This is a genomic window from uncultured Cellulomonas sp. (assembly GCF_947494015.1).
Lineage (GTDB): Bacteria > Actinomycetota > Actinomycetes > Actinomycetales > Cellulomonadaceae > Pengzhenrongella.
Genome location: NZ_CANLTL010000012.1, coordinates 24,576 through 41,409, shown reverse-complemented (window position 1 = coordinate 41,409; position 16,834 = coordinate 24,576). Strand labels below are relative to the sequence as shown.

The 16,834-nt window shown below is 72.9% G+C and carries 20 protein-coding genes and 1 other RNA gene; 16 read left to right on the top strand and 5 right to left on the bottom strand.

Features of this window, described 5'->3' with window-relative positions:
• The first annotated feature begins 134 nt into the window (after window positions 1–134).
• The 4 genes from Q0840_RS13760 (at window position 135) to Q0840_RS13745 (ending at window position 1,723) form a co-directional block, all read left to right on the top strand.
• Window positions 135–314: a hypothetical protein gene (locus Q0840_RS13760; protein WP_298460450.1), complete on the top strand. Its 180-nt coding sequence runs from the start codon at window positions 135–137 to the stop codon at window positions 312–314.
• A gap of 82 nt (window positions 315–396) precedes the next feature.
• Window positions 397–747: a TadE family protein gene (locus Q0840_RS13755; RefSeq protein ID WP_298460289.1), complete on the top strand. Its 351-nt coding sequence runs from the start codon at window positions 397–399 to the stop codon at window positions 745–747.
• Window positions 744–1,205 (top strand): pilus assembly protein, encoded by a 462-nt coding sequence (locus Q0840_RS13750; protein WP_298460287.1) that lies wholly within the window; start codon window positions 744–746, stop codon window positions 1,203–1,205. The genes Q0840_RS13755 and Q0840_RS13750 overlap by 4 nt, the downstream gene beginning before the upstream one ends.
• Entirely contained in the window at window positions 1,202–1,723 is a 522-nt protein-coding gene (locus Q0840_RS13745; protein WP_298460285.1) for a pilus assembly protein TadG-related protein, read from the top strand. Before Q0840_RS13750 ends, Q0840_RS13745 begins: the two co-directional genes overlap by 4 nt.
• Window positions 1,724–1,760: 37 nt before the next feature.
• On the opposite strand, the gene Q0840_RS13740 is transcribed toward Q0840_RS13745, so the two are convergent.
• Complete coding sequence (locus tag Q0840_RS13740; RefSeq protein WP_298460282.1) at window positions 1,761–2,168, bottom strand: VOC family protein; 408 nt, start codon at window positions 2,166–2,168, stop codon at window positions 1,761–1,763.
• 19 nt (window positions 2,169–2,187) lie between these two features.
• The gene (locus Q0840_RS13735; RefSeq protein ID WP_298460280.1) at window positions 2,188–2,622 is read right to left on the bottom strand and encodes a helix-turn-helix transcriptional regulator; all 435 of its coding nucleotides are present in this window, start codon (window positions 2,620–2,622) and stop codon (window positions 2,188–2,190) included.
• A 116-nt stretch (window positions 2,623–2,738) separates the two neighbouring features.
• Between Q0840_RS13735 and Q0840_RS13730 the strand changes: the two genes are divergently transcribed.
• The 12 genes from Q0840_RS13730 to Q0840_RS13675 all read left to right on the top strand — a co-directional run bounded on the left by Q0840_RS13730 (window position 2,739) and on the right by Q0840_RS13675 (window position 14,257).
• A complete protein-coding gene (locus Q0840_RS13730) occupies window positions 2,739–3,350 on the top strand; it encodes a DUF1684 domain-containing protein (RefSeq protein ID WP_298460278.1) in 612 nt (203 codons plus the stop codon).
• A gap of 179 nt (window positions 3,351–3,529) precedes the next feature.
• Window positions 3,530–4,864 carry a threonine/serine exporter ThrE family protein gene (locus tag Q0840_RS13725; protein WP_298460276.1) on the top strand — a complete coding sequence of 445 codons (1,335 nt, stop codon included), beginning with the start codon at window positions 3,530–3,532 and terminating at the stop codon, window positions 4,862–4,864.
• A gap of 129 nt (window positions 4,865–4,993) precedes the next feature.
• On the top strand, window positions 4,994–6,118 hold the full coding sequence (prfB, locus tag Q0840_RS13720) for a peptide chain release factor 2 (RefSeq protein ID WP_298460274.1): 1,125 nt from the start codon (window positions 4,994–4,996) through the stop codon (window positions 6,116–6,118).
• A 169-nt stretch (window positions 6,119–6,287) separates the two neighbouring features.
• Entirely contained in the window at window positions 6,288–6,977 is a 690-nt protein-coding gene (ftsE, locus tag Q0840_RS13715; RefSeq protein ID WP_298460271.1) for a cell division ATP-binding protein FtsE, read from the top strand.
• 11 nt (window positions 6,978–6,988) lie between these two features.
• A complete protein-coding gene (gene ftsX, locus Q0840_RS13710; RefSeq protein ID WP_298460269.1) occupies window positions 6,989–7,903 on the top strand; it encodes a permease-like cell division protein FtsX in 915 nt (304 codons plus the stop codon).
• A 4-nt stretch (window positions 7,904–7,907) separates the two neighbouring features.
• The gene (locus Q0840_RS13705; RefSeq protein ID WP_298460267.1) at window positions 7,908–9,332 is read left to right on the top strand and encodes a peptidoglycan DD-metalloendopeptidase family protein; all 1,425 of its coding nucleotides are present in this window, start codon (window positions 7,908–7,910) and stop codon (window positions 9,330–9,332) included.
• Window positions 9,333–9,457: 125 nt separating this feature from the next.
• Window positions 9,458–9,928 (top strand): SsrA-binding protein SmpB, encoded by a 471-nt coding sequence (smpB, locus tag Q0840_RS13700; RefSeq protein ID WP_298460265.1) that lies wholly within the window; start codon window positions 9,458–9,460, stop codon window positions 9,926–9,928.
• Between the two features lie 8 nt (window positions 9,929–9,936).
• A complete protein-coding gene (locus Q0840_RS13695) occupies window positions 9,937–11,865 on the top strand; it encodes a DUF2207 domain-containing protein (protein WP_298460264.1) in 1,929 nt (642 codons plus the stop codon).
• A 157-nt stretch (window positions 11,866–12,022) separates the two neighbouring features.
• Window positions 12,023–12,389: a transfer-messenger RNA gene (gene ssrA, locus Q0840_RS13690) on the top strand.
• Between the two features lie 126 nt (window positions 12,390–12,515).
• Entirely contained in the window at window positions 12,516–13,658 is a 1,143-nt protein-coding gene (locus tag Q0840_RS13685; protein WP_298460263.1) for a site-specific integrase, read from the top strand.
• 63 nt (window positions 13,659–13,721) lie between these two features.
• Window positions 13,722–13,949 carry a hypothetical protein gene (locus Q0840_RS13680; protein ID WP_298460261.1) on the top strand — a complete coding sequence of 76 codons (228 nt, stop codon included), beginning with the start codon at window positions 13,722–13,724 and terminating at the stop codon, window positions 13,947–13,949.
• Window positions 13,946–14,257, top strand: coding sequence for a ribbon-helix-helix protein, CopG family (locus Q0840_RS13675; protein ID WP_298460260.1), 312 nt, complete (start codon window positions 13,946–13,948; stop codon window positions 14,255–14,257). The genes Q0840_RS13680 and Q0840_RS13675 overlap by 4 nt, the downstream gene beginning before the upstream one ends.
• Window positions 14,258–14,372: 115 nt before the next feature.
• Here Q0840_RS13675 and Q0840_RS13670 read toward each other — a convergent pair whose 3' ends face one another.
• The 3 genes from Q0840_RS13670 to Q0840_RS13660 all read right to left on the bottom strand — a co-directional run bounded on the left by Q0840_RS13670 (window position 14,373) and on the right by Q0840_RS13660 (window position 16,280).
• On the bottom strand, window positions 14,373–15,035 hold the full coding sequence (locus tag Q0840_RS13670; protein WP_298460258.1) for a class I SAM-dependent methyltransferase: 663 nt from the start codon (window positions 15,033–15,035) through the stop codon (window positions 14,373–14,375).
• A 549-nt stretch (window positions 15,036–15,584) separates the two neighbouring features.
• The gene (locus Q0840_RS13665; protein ID WP_298460255.1) at window positions 15,585–15,896 is read right to left on the bottom strand and encodes a helix-turn-helix domain-containing protein; all 312 of its coding nucleotides are present in this window, start codon (window positions 15,894–15,896) and stop codon (window positions 15,585–15,587) included.
• Window positions 15,897–15,959: 63 nt separating this feature from the next.
• Window positions 15,960–16,280, bottom strand: a complete 321-nt coding sequence (locus Q0840_RS13660; RefSeq protein WP_298460253.1) for a hypothetical protein — start codon at window positions 16,278–16,280, stop codon at window positions 15,960–15,962.
• Window positions 16,281–16,834: the final 554 nt, after the last annotated feature.

Genomic DNA, 16,834 nt, shown 5'->3' with positions numbered 1-16,834 from the left:
GTCACCGCACCGTCGCACCGCCACCGAGAGGAACCGCCATGACGACCTACGACCACCTTGGGCACAGCGTCCGGGCCCGTCATGGGCTGCGCGCCCCATCACAACGCGGCGGGCGGGGGCCCGCGCCGTGGTGGCTGACGGTACGGGCGCGCCTCGTGGCGACCGGGTCGGACCGCGGCGACGTGCCGGGCTGGGTCCTGGTGACGCTCATGACCGCAGGCCTGGTCCTGGCGCTGTGGGCGCTGGCCGGCCCGGCCCTCACCCAGGTGTTCTCCGACTCGATCGCCCGAGTGACGGGTGAGATCGGCGGCTAGGGCGCCGTCCGCGGGCCGGTCGGCACCGCGCCCGCGCACCCGGCTCGGCGTCGGGCACGACCGCGAGCGCGGGGCAGCAGTGGTGGACTTCGCGCTGGTGTCCGGGCTCGTCGCGCTGCTGTTCGCGGGGGTCGTCCAGGTCACGTTGGCCCTGCACGTGCGCAACACCCTGGTCGACTGCGCAGCCGAGGGCGCCCGGTACGCCGCGCTCGCCGACCGGACCCCGCAGGACGGCGTCGACCGCACGCGGGCGCTGATCACCGCCTCCCTCGCCCCGGCGTACGCCCAGGACGTGAGCGCGGGCGTGACCGAGCTGCGCGGCTTGACGGTCGTGGAGGTGCGCGTGACCGCTCCGCTGCCGGTCGCCGGGTTGCTCGGTCCGGGCGGGGGGCTCACCGTCGCCGGGCACGCGCTGCCCGAGGGGGAACCGTGACTGTGGGGGACAGGTCGGGCACGCCGGGCCGGGAGGCGGGCAACGCGGTGGTCGAGTTCCTCGCCGCCGCGCTGCTCCTCCTGCTGCCCGTGCTCTACCTGGTCCTCGTCCTGGGCCGGCTCCAGGCGGCGAGCTTCGCCGCGGAGGGCGCCGCACGCGAGGCCGGCCGGTCGTTCACGACGTCGGCCACCCTCGACGCCGCCCCGGACCGGGCGCTGGCGTCCGTCCGGATCGCGCTGGACGACCAGGGCTTCGAGGCGGTCGACGAGCGGTCCGCGCTGCGGGTGTCGTGCTCGTCGACCCCCTGCCTGGAGCCCGGCAGCGAGGTGGTGGTGCGGGTCGGCTTCGACGTCGCGCTGCCCGCGGTGCCCTCCGTCGTCCAGGGGGTCGTGCCGCTCGCGATCCCGGTGTCGGCCACCTACGTCGCGCCGGTCGACGACTTCGCGGTGACCCCGTGACCCCTGCCCGGCGGACGACGGTCGCGCTCAGCCGGGCGTGGGCGGCGGTGCGCGACCGCGCAGCCCGCGGCGGGACCGACGCCGGCAACATCACCCTGCTCGCCATCGCGTTCGGCATGCTCGCCCTGCTGCTGGTCACCGCGGTGGTGTCCGCGACCAGCGTGCACCTCGAGCGCAAGCGGCTCCTCGTCCTGGCGGACGAGCTCGCCCTGGAGGCGGCCGATGCCCTCGACCTCGCGTCGTTCTACCGCGGCGGGGCCGCACCGCCCACCCAGGACGGCGTCGTGCCGCTGACCGACGCGGACGTGCGTCGCGCGGTCGAGGAGTACCTGACCGAGCACGACGCGCTGCTCGCCGGCCGGGAGGGACTCGTCGTCACCGAGGCCGTGGCCGACGACGGCCGCACGGCGCGGGTCGGCCTCGCGGCGCTGGCCCGCCCGCCGCTGATCAGCTGGATCACCGCGCCGTGGTCGGACGGCGTCGTCGTGCGGGCGACGTCGAGCGCCCGGGCGTGGTGAGGGCTCACGCCCGCTCCGACGCGCGGCGAGCCGCAGGTCACGCGCGCTCGTTGATCCGCAGCAGGTTCCCGGCCGGGTCGCGGAACGCGCAGTCCCGGACGCCGTAGTCCTGGTCCATCGGCTCCTGGACGACGTCGGCGCCCGCGGCCTCCAACCGGGCGAAGAGCCCGTCGAGGTCGTCGGTGGCCAGCGTGAGCGCGCCGTACGCGCCCTTCGCGATGAGCCCGAGGATCGTGCCCCGCTCGTCGTCGTCGAGGCCGGGGTCGACGGCCGGCGGGGTCAGCACGATGGCCGTCTCGTGCCCGGCCGGCCCGACGGTGATCCAGCGCATGTCGCCGTAGCCGACGTCGTTGCGCACCTCGAACCCGAGGGTGTCGCGGTAGAAGCCGAGCGCGGCGTCGGCGTCGGTGTGCGGGAGGAACGTGTAGTGAATGGTGAGGTCCATGCCGCGACGCTAGGACCGCTCAGCGGGCGCGTGCTTCTCGATTCCTGACCGGTCGGGTGACCTGCCGGGCCAGGCACGGCGGGATGCCGGCCGCCGCCTGGGCGTGGTCGCGGCGGTAGACGCTCGGCGGCACCCCGACCAGCTCGGTGAACCGGGTGCTGAACGTCCCCAGCGAGGAGAAGCCGACCGCGAAGCACACGTCGGTGACGTTCAGGTCGCCCCGGCGCAGCAGCGTCATCGCCCGCTCGATCCGCCGGGTCATGAGGTAGGCGTACGGGGACTCGCCGTACACGCGCCGGAACTCCCGGCTCAGGTGACCGGCGGACAGGTGCGCCCCGCGCGCGAGCCCCTCGAGGTTCAAGGGTTGGGCGTACTCGCGGTCGATCCGGTCCCGCACCCGCCGGATCACCACGACGTCGCGCAGGCGCTGGGTCTCGGCGCGCCCGGAAGCCATGCCCGGCATCGTCCCACGGCCGCCCCCGGTGGGGGAGAGCAGCGCCGTCCAGGCTGTCCGGGACCGTCCGCGGCTGTCCGGGGCCCGCCCAGGGGGGCGTAGGGCAGGGTGAGGGCATGAGCATCGACACGTCCCGGTGGGACGTCCTGGACTGGCGCCGGCAGGTCGCCGACCTCTACCGCGCCGTGCGAGAGGCGGACGACCCGGCCCAGGCGCACGCGCAGTGGGTCGCCGGGCGTGACCACCTGCTGACCGCGCACCCGGCGTCGCCCGTGCCTGCGGCGCAGCGCGCCGCGTTCGCCGGCGCGCGGGTCGCCGCGTACGACCCGGCGTTCCGGTTCGTGGTGCCGGTGGACCTCGACGTCGAGCCGGCGCGGCGCGACGTGGCGACCGGGACCGACGGCGTCGTGCCGCTGGAGCGGGTGGGGCGGGTGGACCTGCCGGGGATCGGCTCGCTCGACCTGTGGTGGACCGCGCTCTACGGCGGCGGGGTGTTCGTGCCGCTGCGGGACGCCACCAGCGGCCGGACCAGCTACGGGGGCGGCCGGTACCTGCTCGACACCGTCAAGGGTGCGGACCTGGGCGGCGACGCCGGCGCCCTGGTGCTGGACCTCAACTTCGCCTACCAGCCGTCCTGCGCCTACGACGACGCGTGGGCGTGCCCGCTGCCCGGACCGGGCAACACCGTCGCCGCCCGCGTGCCGGTGGGGGAGCAGCACGCGGGCTGAGGTGGCCCCGGCCCGGACCGGCCCGTGCGGAGCACGGCCCACCCGGCACTAGGGTCGAGGGCGTGCGTGGCGGGGGAGTGGTGCGGCGAGTGGCTCGCAGGACCGCCGGGGCACCCCCTGCGGTCCAGGTCGGCCGGCGGTCTCGCGGCGCGGGGCTCGGTGAGGAGACCGTCCGGGGCGTGCTGCAGCTCGCCGTCCGCATCGGCGAGGCGATGCTCTCGCTCGGCGCCGCCGCGGCCGACGTCACCGAGGCGATCCGCCGGGTCGCCCGCTCGTTCGGCGTCCGGTGCGAGGTCGACCTGACGTTCACCGCGATCCTCGTCTCGCACGACCCCGGCCCCGGCGCGCCCCCGGTCACGGTGCTGCGGGTGGTGGAGAGCCGCACCGCCGACTACGGCCGCCTCACCCGCGTGCTGGAGCTCGCCGCGGACCTCGGCGACGGCGCCGGCGGGCACCAGCCGGGGACGACGCCGTCGCCCCCCGGGTCCGTGGCCACCACGCCGGAGGCCGTCGACCGCCGCGTGGAGCGCGCCCACGACCTGCTCGACGAGATCGTCAGCGCCCCGCACCCCTACCGCCGGTCCGTGGTCACCGCGGTGCTGTCGGCGATGGCCGCCGGCGTCGCGGTGCTGCTCGGTGGCGGGGTCTGGGTGGTGCTGGTCGCCGCCGCGACCACCGCCGTCATCGACGTCGTGGTGACCCGGCTCGGCCGGTGGGGGCTGCCGCCGTTCTTCCTGCAGGCCGCGGGCGCCGCGATCGCGACCCTGGTCGCCGTCCTGCTGCTCGTGCTGGTGCCGCTGTTCCCGGTCGAGCTGAGCACGCTGCCGCCGTCGCTCGTGGTCGCGTCCGGCATCGTCGTGCTGCTGGCCGGGCTGTCCCTGGTGGGCGCCGCCGAGGACGCCATCAACGGGTTCCCGGTGACGGCGTCCGCCCGGGTGTTCGAGGTGGTGCTGCTCACGCTGGGCATCGTGGTCGGCATCGGCGCCGTGCTCGACGCCGCCCGGCGCCTGGACGTCCCGTTCGCGCTGGTGGACGTGCGGTCCGACCCGGCGCCCTTGTGGCTGCAGATCATCGGGGCGGGCGTCGTCGCCGGCGCGTGGGCGATGTCGTCCTACGCCCGCCCGCGCGCGGCGCTGCTGGCGGCGACGGTGGGCGGCGGCAGCTGGCTGCTGTTCACCGTGCTGAGCGGGCTGGGCGCGGGGCCGGCGGTCGCCAGCGCGGGGGCGGCCGTCGCGGTCGGCTTCGTGGCCGAGACGATCAGCCGGCGCACCGCGCTGCCGGCGATCGTGACGTCGGTGTGCGGCATCGTCCCGCTGCTGCCCGGCCTGACCATCTACCGCGGGCTGTTCACCCTGATCGACGAGTCGGCCGTGGTCGGCGCCGGGCTGCAGACCCTGCTCCAGGCGGCGACCGTCGGCTTCGGCCTGGCGGCCGGCGTGACCCTCGGTGAGCTGCTCGCGCGCCCGGTCCGGCTCCGCATCCGCCGTGCCCGGCTGCCGCTGCAGACCGGCTGACGACGCGGGCGACGTCGGTCCCCGGGGCGCGATCGCGGCGTCCCGCGCCGGCCGCCACCGAGCGCGTCCCACCCTGGGCGCCACCGCGGCGCGCGGGCCGGCGCGGCCCCTCGGGTAGCCTGGACCGCCGTGGCAGCCACCGACTTCGCGGCCGAGATCCGCACCCTCCGCACGACCCTCGAGACCATCCGGGGCGTCAGCGACCCCGAGGAGCTGCGGAACCGGATCACCGACCTCTCCGAGCAGGCGTCCGCGCCGGACCTGTGGGACGACCCCGACGCCGGGCAGCGGATCACCTCCGAGCTGTCCGCCGCGCAGTCCGAGCTCGACCGGGTGGAGAACCTGGGCGGCCGGATCGACGACCTGGAGACGCTGGTCGAGATGGCCACCGAGGACGGCGGCGACGCCGAGACCCTCGCCGAGGCCGAGTCCGAGCTGACCGCGATCCGCAAGGACCTCGGCGAGCTCGAGGTCCGCACGCTGCTGTCCGGCGAGTACGACGCCCGCGAGGCCGTGGTGACCATCCGCGCCGGCGCCGGGGGCGTGGACGCCGCGGACTTCGCCGAGATGCTGCTGCGGATGTACCTGCGCTGGGCCGAGCGGCACGGCTACCCGACGGCGGTCCTGGACACCTCCTACGCGGAGGAGGCCGGCCTGAAGTCGGCGACCTTCGAGGTCAAGGTGCCGTACGCGTTCGGGAACCTGTCCGTCGAGGCCGGCACCCACCGCCTGGTGCGCATCTCGCCGTTCGACAACCAGGGCCGCCGCCAGACGTCGTTCGCCGCCGTCGAGGTCATCCCGCTGATCGAGCAGACCGACTCCGTGGAGATCCCGGAGAACGAGATCAAGGTCGACGTGTTCCGCTCGTCCGGCCCCGGTGGCCAGTCGGTCAACACCACCGACTCCGCGGTCCGCATGACGCACATCCCGACCGGGATCGTGGTCTCCATGCAGAACGAGAAGTCCCAGATCCAGAACCGCGCCGCCGCGCTGCGCGTGCTCCAGTCCCGGCTGCTGCTGCAGCGCCAGGCCGAGGAGAGCGCCGCCAAGAAGGCCATGGCCGGGGACGTCAAGGCGAGCTGGGGCGACCAGATGCGCTCCTACGTGCTGCACCCGTACCAGATGGTCAAGGACCTGCGCACCGAGTACGAGGTCGGCAACACCTCCGGGGTGTTCGACGGCGACATCGACGCCTTCATCGAGGCCGGCATCCGGTGGCGGATGAACCAGCAGCTGCAGGCCGAGGCGTCCTGAGCCCGCACGTCGTGGCGAACCGGCGCAAAGGGGACATCCTCGCCCATCGCGAGCCGGTGAGGCGGGACCGGCGTGGCGTGTCTGCGGCTGAACGGGTGACGGGTCTGCCTACTCTGGTCAGCGGCCAGTGCTCCGCCCCCCTCTGTCCCCTCCTCTGGCCCCGGCAGCTGTGATCCGCTTCGAGAACGTCAGCAAGGTCTACGCGCGCGGCGCGCGGCCCGCCCTCGACCAGGTGACCCTGGAGGTCGAGCGCGGTGAGTTCGTGTTCCTCGTCGGCGCGTCCGGCTCTGGCAAGTCGACGTTCTTGCGGCTGGTCATGCGCGAGGAGCGCCCCACCGCGGGCAAGGTGTTCGTCGCCGGGCGGGACCTGTCCACCCTGTCGACCTGGAAGGTGCCGCACCTGCGCCGCCAGATCGGCGTCGTCTTCCAGGACTTCCGGCTGCTGCCGAACAAGTCGGTGTTCGAGAACGTCGCCTTCGCCCTGCAGGTGATCGGCAAGCCGCGCCACCACATCATGACCACGGTCCCGGACACCCTGGAGCTGGTCGGCCTGGGCGGCAAGGAGAAGCGCCGCCCGCACGAGCTGTCCGGCGGTGAGCAGCAGCGGGTCGCGATCGCCCGCGCGTTCGTCAACCGGCCCTCGATCCTGCTCGCCGACGAGCCGACCGGGAACCTGGACCCCACCACCTCGCTGGGCATCATGCGGCTGCTGGACCGGATCAACCGGACCGGCACCACCGTGGTGATGGCCACCCACGACGACGAGATCGTCGACCAGATGCGCAAGCGCGTGATCGAGCTGTCCACCGGGGAGATGGTCCGTGACCAGTCCCGCGGTGTGTACGGCTCGGCGCGCTGAAGGGCCGTGCCGTGAGATTCCAGTTCATCCTGTCCGAGATCGGGATCGGCCTGCGCCGCAACCTGGCGATGTCCGTCTCGGTCGTGCTCGTGACCTTCGTGTCCCTGACGTTTGTCGGAGCGGCTGCCCTGCTGCAGCAGCAGATCTCGCAGATGAAGGACGACTGGTACGACAAGGTCGAGGTGTCGGTCTTCCTGTGCGCGCAGGGGTCGGAGGCCCCGAGCTGCGCGGCCGGTGAGGTCACCGAGGAGCAGAAGGAGGCCATCGAGGCCGAGCTCGAGACCCCGGAGATCGCGCCGTACGTGCAGACCGTCTACTTCGAGACCAAGGAGCAGGCGTTCGAGTCGTTCCGCGAGACCCTGGGCGACCAGTGGTGGGCCGCCGAGGTCACCGCGGCGGACATGCAGTCCTCCTACCGGATCAAGCTCGCCGACCCCGAGCAGTACCAGGTGGTCGCCGACGTGCTGACCGGCCGGCAGGGCGTCGAGGAGGTGCTCGACCAGCGCCGGCTGTTCGACTCGCTGTTCCTGGTCCTCAACCGGGCGACGCTGGTGTCGATCGGGATCGCGGGAATCATGCTGCTCGCCGCGGTGCTGCTCATCACGACGACCATCCGGTTGTCCGCGATGAGCCGGCGCCGCGAGACGGGCATCATGCGCCTCGTGGGAGCATCGAACCTGTTCATCCAGCTGCCGTTCATGCTGGAGGGCGCGATCGCGGCCACGATCGGTGCCGCGCTCGCGGTCGGTGCGCTGTGGCTGGGCGTGCGCTATCTCGTCACGGACTGGTTGGGAGGTCAGGTGCAGTGGATCGACTACGTCGACTCCGCGGACGTGCTGGCCATCGCGCCCATCCTGCTTGCCATCGCCATCGTGCTCGCCGCAATCTCGTCGGTGGTCACCCTGAGTCGTTACACGAAGGTCTGATCGGATGAGGCACACCCGCCGCCCCCTGACCCGCCGCGTGCTCGCCGTCACCGCCGCCGGCCTCACCGCTGCCCTGGTCGCGGTGGGTGCGCCCGCGCTGGCCGACGAGCTCGACGACCGGCGCGCCGCCGCCGAGCAGCGGTCGGCCGCGGCGGACCGGGAGCTGGAGGCGCTGGAGGCGTCGATCGAGGGCCTGGACGCCCAGCTCGGGCAGGCGGTGCTGGACCTGCAGGCCACCCAGGCCCGGCTGCCCGCCGCGCAGGCCGAGCTCGCCGCCGCGCAGGAGGAGCTCGAGCGGTCCCAGCGGGAGGCCGACCTGATCGCCGCCCGCCTGCAGGACGCGCAGGACCAGGAGTCCTCGATCAGCCAGACCATCGCCGCCGACGACGCCCGCGGAGAGGAGATCCGCACCGCCGTCGGGCAGATGGCGCGCCGGGCCTACAAGGGCGACACCGCCACCAGCTCGTTGAGCGTCGTGATGGACGCCGAGAGCACCCAGGAGTTCGTCGACCAGTACGGCATGGTCAACACCGCGCTGCGCACCCAGAGCAAGGCGCTGGACGAGCTGCGCCAGATCGAGGCCGCGAACCGCAACAGCCAGGCGCGCCTGGCGGCGGTGCGTGAGCGGGTCGCCGAGCTCAAGGTCGAGGCCGACGCGAAGGTCGTGCAGGCCGACCAGGCCCGCGCCGCCGCCGCCGCGCGCAAGGCCGAGATCGAGGACCTCATCGCCCAGCAGGCCGCGCAGCAGGCCTACATCGAGAGCATGAAGACCCAGGCCGAGGCGCAGGCCGCCGCGGCCGAGGCCCAGCGCGCGGCCATCGAGACCGAGCTGCAGGGCATCATCGCCGCGCAGCGTGCCGCCGCCGAGCAGGCCGCCCGTGAGCAGGCCGCCCGGGAGGCCGCGGCCCGCGCCGAGGCGGAGGCCGCCCGGCAGCGCGCCGGCGGCAGCGCCGCCGCCGCGCCGCCGGCCCCCGCGCCGCCCAGCGGTGCGGCGCAGGCGCCGTCGGGCTCGGTGAGCGGGGCGCAGTTCGGCAACCCGACGTCGATCAGCCCGATGTACGTGACCTCGAACTACGGCATGCGGTTCCACCCGACGCTGCACTACAACCGCCTGCACGCCGGCATCGACCTGCGCACCTACTGCAACACCCCGATCTACGCCGGCAAGTCCGGCACGGTGCTGTGGGCCCGGTACCGCAACGGGTTCGGCAACCAGGTGATGATCGACCACGGGTACGTCGGCGGGAACTCGCTCATGTCGAGCTACAACCACATGACCCGGTTCGTGGTCGGCTCGGGCCAGCACGTCGAGCGCGGCCAGCTCGTCGGGTACTCGGGCAACACCGGGACGTCGGCCGCGTGCCACCTGCACTTCGAGGTGTACGTCAACGGCGCGACGACGAACCCGCGCCCGCTGCTCGGCCTGTAGCGCCCCTGCGCCGGCTGCAGGGTGCCTGCGCCGGCGGCGGAACCTCGGGTAACCGGGCGACCGGCCGACCCCCGGTCGCCTACCCTGGACCGGCGGCACGACCAGGCGAGGGGACGGCACACACGATGGCCAAGGACACCGGGCGCAAGCTCGTGGCCAACAACAAGAAGGCCCGGCACGACTTCATGATCGAAGACGTGTTCGAGGCCGGCCTCGTGCTGTCCGGGACCGAGGTCAAGGCGCTGCGCGCCGGCCGGGCGTCCCTGGTCGACGGCTGGTGCACGGTCGAGCGCGGTGAGGCGTGGCTCGAGGGCGTGCACATCCCCGAGTACACCCAGGGCACCTGGACCAACCACGCCCCGCGGCGCAAGCGCAAGCTGCTGCTGCACCGCAGCGAGATCGACCGGCTGGACGCGAAGAGCCGCGAGAAGGGCCAGACGATCGTCCCGCTGTCGCTGTACTTCCTCGACGGGCGCGCCAAGGTCGAGATCGCGCTGGCGCGCGGCAAGCGCGAGTACGACAAGCGCCAGACGCTGCGCGAGCGGCAGGACAACCTCGAGGCGCAGCGGGCGATGCGCGCCAAGCGCGACCGCTGACCGCCGCCGTGGGCGATCTGCCGGGGGACGGTGCGGTGCTGCGCGCGCGGGTCGGCGTCGTGCGCCGGGTGGTGCTCGCGCTGGTGGCGGCGGTCGCGGCGGTCGTGGGGCTCGCCGCGCCGTCGTCGGCGGACGGCGAGGACTGGCGGATCACCCGCTACGACGCGGACGTGGAGGTCGGTGCCGACGGCGTCGCCGACGTGCGGCTGGAGTTCGACTTCGACTTCGGGGACGAGCCCGGGCACGGCCCGTTCCTCACGCTGCCCACCCGGCAGGCCATCGAGGGCGACGACGAGCAGGACCGGCTGTTCCGGATCTCCGACGTCACCGCGGCCAGCGAGACCGCGCCCGACGACGTCCAGGTGGAGTCCGACCGCTCCAGCGTGACGGTGCGGATCGGCGACGAGGACATCGACGACGTCCAGGGCGTGCACACCTACGTGGTGACGTACCGCGCGGACGGTTGGGTCAACCCGGCGGACAGCCTGGTCGGGCCGCCGGGGGTCGGCGACGAGCTGTACCTCAACGTCATCGGCACCGGCTGGGAGATCCCGCTGGAGGACGTCACCGCGACGGTCAGCGGACCGGCCGACATCCTGCAGGCGACCTGCTTCACCGACGGCAGCGACCCCGACGGGTGCGGCATCCAGGTGGAACCGGGCGACGACGCCGTGCTCCGCGTCGACCGCCTGGAGCCCGGCGAGCCGTTCACCGTGCTGGTGAGCTGGCCGGCCGGGACGTTCCCCGGGGTGGCGCCGATCCTCGGCGAGAAGCTCGACTACTCCGACCCGGTGGAGCCCACCCCGGTCACCGGGGTCGCCGCCCTGCTCGTGCTGGTCGCCGGCGGCGGGTACGCGGTCCGCCGCGCGCGCCGGTCCGGCCGCGACCGCGAGGCGCTGGGCCTGACCCCGGGGGCGCCGCGCGCCACCCTGCCCGACGACGACGCCCGCGGCGCCGACGCCGTCGCCCCCGAGCACCGCCCGCCGGTGACCATCCAGTCCGCCCCGCCGGCCGGGGTGCTGCCCGGCGAGCTCGGCACGCTGCTCGACGAGGTCGCCGACCCGCGCGACGTCACCGCGACCATCGTCGACCTGGCGGTGCGCGGGTACCTGGAGATCCGCGAGGTGCCGCGCACGGACCCGGCCACGCCGGCCACGGACTGGGAGCTGGTCGCGATCGACCGCCCCCGCACGGAGCTCGTCGGCTTCGAGCAGCGGCTGCTCGACGACATCTTCAAGGCCCGGTCTGCCGTGACCATGTCGGCGCTCAAGACGACGTTCTCCGGCTCGATGGCCGCGGTGCAGCACGAGCTGTACGCGCACGTGACCGAGCGCGGCTGGTTCAGCGCGAACCCCAGGACCGTGCGCAGCCACTGGTACGCCGCCGGGTCGGTGCTCCTGGTGTCCGGGCTGGTGCTCGGTGGGGTGGCCTTCGCCGCCCTGGTCACCGGGCTGGCGCTGGTCGGGATCGCGCTCGTGGTGGTCGGGGTCCTGGTCCTCGCCCTGGCGACGGCCGCGCCCGCCCGGACCGCCGCGGGCACCGGGGTGCTGGCCGAGGCGGTCGCGTTCAAGCGGTACCTGGAGACCGCCGACGCCGACCGGCTCCGCGCGGTGCACGGCGAGGACCTGTTCAGCCGGTACCTGCCGTACGCGATCGCGTTCGGGGTGACCGAGCGCTGGGCCGGGGTGTTCGGCGACCTGGCCGCGCGCGGCGAGCCGGTCGCCGAGCCGCGCTGGTACCGCGGGTACGGCACGCCGGTGGCGCCGTACGTGTACTGGGGCGCGGCCGGCGGCGGGTTCGGGCACCAGGTGGAGAGCTTCACGACCGTCACGACGCAGTCGATCTCGGCTGCGACGCCGGGGTCGTCGGGCTCGTCCGGCACGCGCGGCGGGTTCGCCGGCGGGGGAGTGGGCGGCGGCGGGGGCGGGGGCTGGTAACCGCGTGCGCGCCGTGGCGGCTCGGCTGAGGCCGAGGCGGGCCCGGCTGCACGGGGGAATGAGGGGGACCCCGGGGTGGTTGAGCACTATGCTGGACCTGCTCGTCCCACCGGTCGCCTGTGCGCCCCGGCGGCTCGGGTGGTTGACAACTGCACACGGGGGTGATCGGTTTCGACGGTGATCGTCGATCCAGGAGAAGCGTGCCGAGGACGCAGGGTTATCTCGTAAACGATCCTTGCAAACCAATAGGTGCCGATACCAATCGCGCCGACTTCGCTCTCGCCGCCTGAGCGAGTACCGAAGTCCGTCAGCCTGAGCTTGCTCTCGTCTCAGTAGCTGGCGTCATCTAGAGAGCCACTGCTCCCAGCATTCGTCGGTGATGCTGGGGGGACATTTAGCCGACTGGGCCCGTCATTGACATGTCTGCTAGATCAATGGGGCCGAGAAAATCGCAGCAGACTGCGCACGGAGAAGTCCTGGTTCACAGTCATCGGACGCGGGTTCGATTCCCGCCACCTCCACCCCACTGACCTGCGGAACGCTGGCCATGTTGACACAGAATAGCCATCCTGTTGACAGGGTGGCTATTCTTTGTGCCTATGGCGTCACTTCGGGAGCGCCGACGCTCCGACGGGACCAGGTCGTTTGCGGTGCTCTGGCGAGACCCTGAGACGGGACGCCAGACGTCCCTCACGTACGACGACGAACGCGAGGCGATCGTCGCCAAGAAGCTCATCGAGGCCGCCGGCGGGTACGTCGCCGAGGCCAACCGCATCGCCGAGGCGATCAAGAAGCCGGGACCGACCGTCGCGCAGGCGGTGGCCGAGCACATCGAGCTGCTGACCGCCGTCGGCAGCGACACCCGCGCGCATTACCGCCAGCAGATGACCGCCCACATCATCCCGACGCTCGGGATCTTCCCGGTCGCCGCCCTCAGCTACCGGCAGGTGGCCGGCTGGGTCGCCGACCTGTCGAAGAAGGGCCTGGCGCCCAAGACGATCGCCAACGTGCACGGGCTCTTCTCGGCGTCGATGGCCACGGCGGTGCGGCTCGGCTACCGGCCCGACAACCCCTGCGCCGGCGTGCTGCTGCCCAAGTCGCAGTCCACCAGCGACGACATGACCGTGCTCACCCGCGACGAGTTCATGCTTCTGCTGTCGAAGGTCTCCCCGTACTACCAGCCGCTCGTGCTGACGCTCGTCACGACGGGCCTGCGCTGGGGTGAGGCCACCGCGCTGACCGCCGGCGACGTCGACCTGGTGTCCCGGCCCGCGACAATCCGCGTGACCAAGGCGTGGAAGCGCGACGAGAACCGCCGCTGGTACGTCGGCCCGCCCAAGACCAAGCGGGCCCGGCGGACCGTGTCGCTCCCGGACGACCTGGTCGACGTGCTGTTCCCCGTGGTCGCCGGCAAGGCGATGGACGAGCTGCTGTTCACCAACACGGTCGGCGCGCAGCTCCAGTCCTCCCGCTTCTGGACGACGACCTGGACGCCGGCGCTCGAGGCCGCACGCAACCCGCGGCGGCCGGACGGCTCGCCCGACCTCGACGCACCGCGCCTCTCCAAGCGCCCACGCGTCCACGACCTCCGGCATACCCACGCGTCGTGGATGATCGCGGCCGGAACCGACCTGTTCGTGCTGCAGCGCCGGCTCGGGCACGAGTCGATCACCACGACGACCGAGACCTACGCGCACCTGCTGCCCGACCAGCAGCGAGCCGCCGCCGACGCCGCCTCCCGCGCCTTGGCCGGATTGACGCTCGGCACGAGTCGGACGCCGCGTGTCCGGTGACAGCCAGTGGTGGACATTTTGTCTTGCAGTACGTGACGCCCCGTCGCACACTGGTGTCGGTCGATGAAGGTCCGTGTCAGTAGGTCTGCCCGCAAGCACAAGCTCAGCGCGGGCCGCATCCGGCAGGCGCTGGTCAACGCGACGCTGATCCGTGAGGAGGCTGACGCGGCTGTCTACGTCGGGACCGATGACGGGGGCGTGGAGATCGAGCTCGTCATCGTGGCCGATGACCGCAGCGATGACGGGTTCACGGTGATCCACGCGATGCCCACGGCATGGAGGCAGCGATGAGCAGATTCCCCGAGCGGTTCGGGCCCGAGGTCCAGGTGGAGGACGTCGACCTCGACGCCGCCGACGTCCAGTTCCGCGGCGAGGTGCTCACCGAGTCCCGCGCGGACGAGGTCACCGCCGAAGTTCTCGCGCGCGCTCCCGGGCGACCCTCGTTGTCCGGAGCGCGTGAACCATCTCCATCGCTGACGATCCGACTCCCGCAGCAGGAGCGGGCTCGCCTCGATCGGCTCGCCGCGGCTCAGGGTCGGAAGACCGCTGAGCTCGTTCGTGAAGCGTTGCAGGACTACCTCGCGCGCCACGCGAGCTGAGCCGGGGACGATTGGCATGTCCACCGGCCCTGGGCGAGGCGAAAAACCGGCTACCCCCCGACCTGGTCAGCCGGGTCCGACCTACGCCCGCGGCGGTCACCATCACCGACCTCGGTCACCGGCCGTTGGTCGTGGCCGGCCGGGGACGACCAGGAGGGCGGGCCGCTGGGCGGTGCGCCCAGCCGAGGACGTGCGGTGCTGCGGGGGAGGCCTGCCCCGGAGGGAAGTGGAACCGGTCGACGTCGTCGATGACGAAGCCCGCAGCCGAGATGGCGGCCTCCGTGGCCCGCCCGGTGTGACAGCCGCCCACCAGGTGGGGCCACACGGTCGCGTCGACGACCCGCTGCACCGTCCGGAGGCGACCACCGTCGGGCGCGGCAACGTGCTCGTAGAACCGCAGCTCTCCGCCCGGTCGCAGCACGCGCCACATCTCGGCGAGCACGACGTCCTGGTGCCGCACGGAGCAAAGGACCAGCGAAGCGACCACGGCATCGACCGAGCCGTCCGCCGCGGGGATGTTCTCGCCCGCAGCATCGACGACGTCCACGGGCACGGGCGCTTCGACTGCTCGTTCGCCGGCCCGCCGGCGAAGGTACGGCTCCGGCTCGAGCGCCAGCACGGTGGACACCGTCGGCGGGTAGCGCGCGAAGTTCAAGCCGTCCCCAGCGCCGACCTCGACCACCCGACCAGCCAAGCCCGCCAGCAGACGCTGCCGGTGCTCTGCGACGCCCTGACGGTCCATCCCGGGGGAGAGCCGGCTGTAGAGGCGGGCGAACACGGGACGACGATGCGGGTCCGGCACATGCTGACCCTGCGGCTGCAGGCCCTGACGCGTCAACCGACTGGGCCGCGGCGATGGCCAGTCGGCCGATCTCTGCGCTCCGACGTCGCGGGGCTCGGTGCGTAGCCGCCGATCGGCGAGCCTCGGCTGAGCGCCTGTTGATCGGCGTGTGCCCACCGCTCGGCGCCACCCCGTCATCGCCACGCCATTCGCTGCGTCGGTCCTATGACGGGACCGATGACGACCGCTTGCAAGCGAGAGGCGTCATCGAGGCCTATGGCCTGCCCGATGACGGCAGCGATGACGGCCTCGCAGATTTGACCGGCGCGCCCACACGGGGGACGCCCAGCGATCAGCCTGCGTCGGCGCGCTCAACACCACCGCGATCGCTGACGAGCGTGCCGCTACCAACTGCACGCCGGACGACGATCTCGCCCCGATGACGGGTTGCCGGCAACCCGTCATCGGGCCCCTCCTCGCGCAGCACCAACCCGTCATCGCCGCATCTCGACGTCGAGCCCTGCCGGCGTCGGTGCCGCCCACGGTTCAGAAGAGCGGCGTCTCTCCGGTGACGTGGAGACGACGTGTGTGGGCGGCAGTGGACGTGGCGGTCGCGCCGAGTGCGTCCACGCGTCGCGGCTCGAGCTGCGGGGTCCCGCTCTCGTGGCGCTGCTCGCCCTGCACCGTGAAGAGGGCGACGAGTGCGTCAACGTGCTCGGGAAGCAGACGGATCCTCTGCTTTCCCAGGCGCAGGTGCGGGATGCGACCCCGGCGCGCCTGCTCCCTCACCCACCAGGCCGACGTGCCGAGCCGCTCCGCGACGTCCTCTGGACTGAGCGTCACCTGCTCACCAGCCATCTGTACCGCCTCCTCAGATCTGCCGACACAGACAGGTAGGCGCGGACCGCTGCAACCTCGCGGCTACCGCTCGTACGAGTCGGATCCAGGCGAGTCGCGCCCTGCCCGGCGTGGTCCCGCGGCCTTGTCGAAGTGCTGTCGTGCTCCCTGCCGGGTGATCCCGAGGTGCTCCCCAATCTGCGCCCAACTCGCCCCGTCGATCCTGAGCTGGCGCACGGCGTCGGTGATCTCTCCGTCGACCGCGGCCATCGCTTGCCGGACGACGGCCTTGCGCGCCTGCAGGGAGCCGAGCGCCTCCAGCCCGGCTGCTACCCGCGCGTACCGGTCCAGGCGCTGCGTCGGACGCGTCGCGACGTAGTCGCCGGGGTGATCGTCGACGTGCACGACGGCGTAGCGGGGGAGTGGCGCGGCGGCCGCGGCCCCAGCAGCGCCGTCCCTTACGGTCTCTCGGCTGCCGTGCCGTCGGCTCGCACGCACTCGTCTGCCCTTACCCATGTTCCGCCCCCGCTCCGGTAGACGCCCGTGTCCTCACCAGCAGGTAGGACGAAAGCGGCTCAAGCCGGTGGCCAGGCCGACAACCGTGGTTGTCGAGATGGGCAAGAGGATCCAGGACACCTCTGGCACTAGCGACAACAGCTGTTGTCACCGGGTCGGTCCGCCGCGGGACGGCCACTGTCACGTCGGCTGAGAACAAACCCCCTGGCGTCGGGTGGGCTCGACGCCAGGGGCAGGTTTCAGCCCTCACAGACAGCCGCCGAGACGTTGTGTGCTTCGTCTCGTGCGCCGCACTGGGAGGTCCCGCGGTCGATCAGACCCGCCGACTCGCGAGCACCTTGCAGTGCCGGTGCGTCGTGGCGTCTCGACGACTTCCAGATGCATGCCCGATAGCATCGCGGCGCGGCGACGAGTTCGACGCGCGTGCTCGGCCCCACTCTTCC

Bases quoted from the DNA above. Each gene is read 5' to 3' on its own strand.
- Q0840_RS13740 (WP_298460282.1), bottom strand. From the start codon at position 2,168: ATGGACCTCACCATTCACTACACGTTCCTCCCGCACACCGACGCCGAC.
- Q0840_RS13735 (WP_298460280.1), bottom strand. From the start codon at position 2,622: ATGGCTTCCGGGCGCGCCGAGACCCAGCGCCTGCGCGACGTCGTGGTG.
- Q0840_RS13730 (WP_298460278.1), top strand. From the start codon at position 2,739: ATGAGCATCGACACGTCCCGGTGGGACGTCCTGGACTGGCGCCGGCAG.
- Q0840_RS13705 (WP_298460267.1), top strand. From the start codon at position 7,908: ATGAGGCACACCCGCCGCCCCCTGACCCGCCGCGTGCTCGCCGTCACC.
- smpB (WP_298460265.1), top strand. From the start codon at position 9,458: ATGGCCAAGGACACCGGGCGCAAGCTCGTGGCCAACAACAAGAAGGCC.
- Q0840_RS13680 (WP_298460261.1), top strand. From the start codon at position 13,722: ATGAAGGTCCGTGTCAGTAGGTCTGCCCGCAAGCACAAGCTCAGCGCG.
- Q0840_RS13675 (WP_298460260.1), top strand. From the start codon at position 13,946: ATGAGCAGATTCCCCGAGCGGTTCGGGCCCGAGGTCCAGGTGGAGGAC.
- Q0840_RS13665 (WP_298460255.1), bottom strand. From the start codon at position 15,896: ATGGCTGGTGAGCAGGTGACGCTCAGTCCAGAGGACGTCGCGGAGCGG.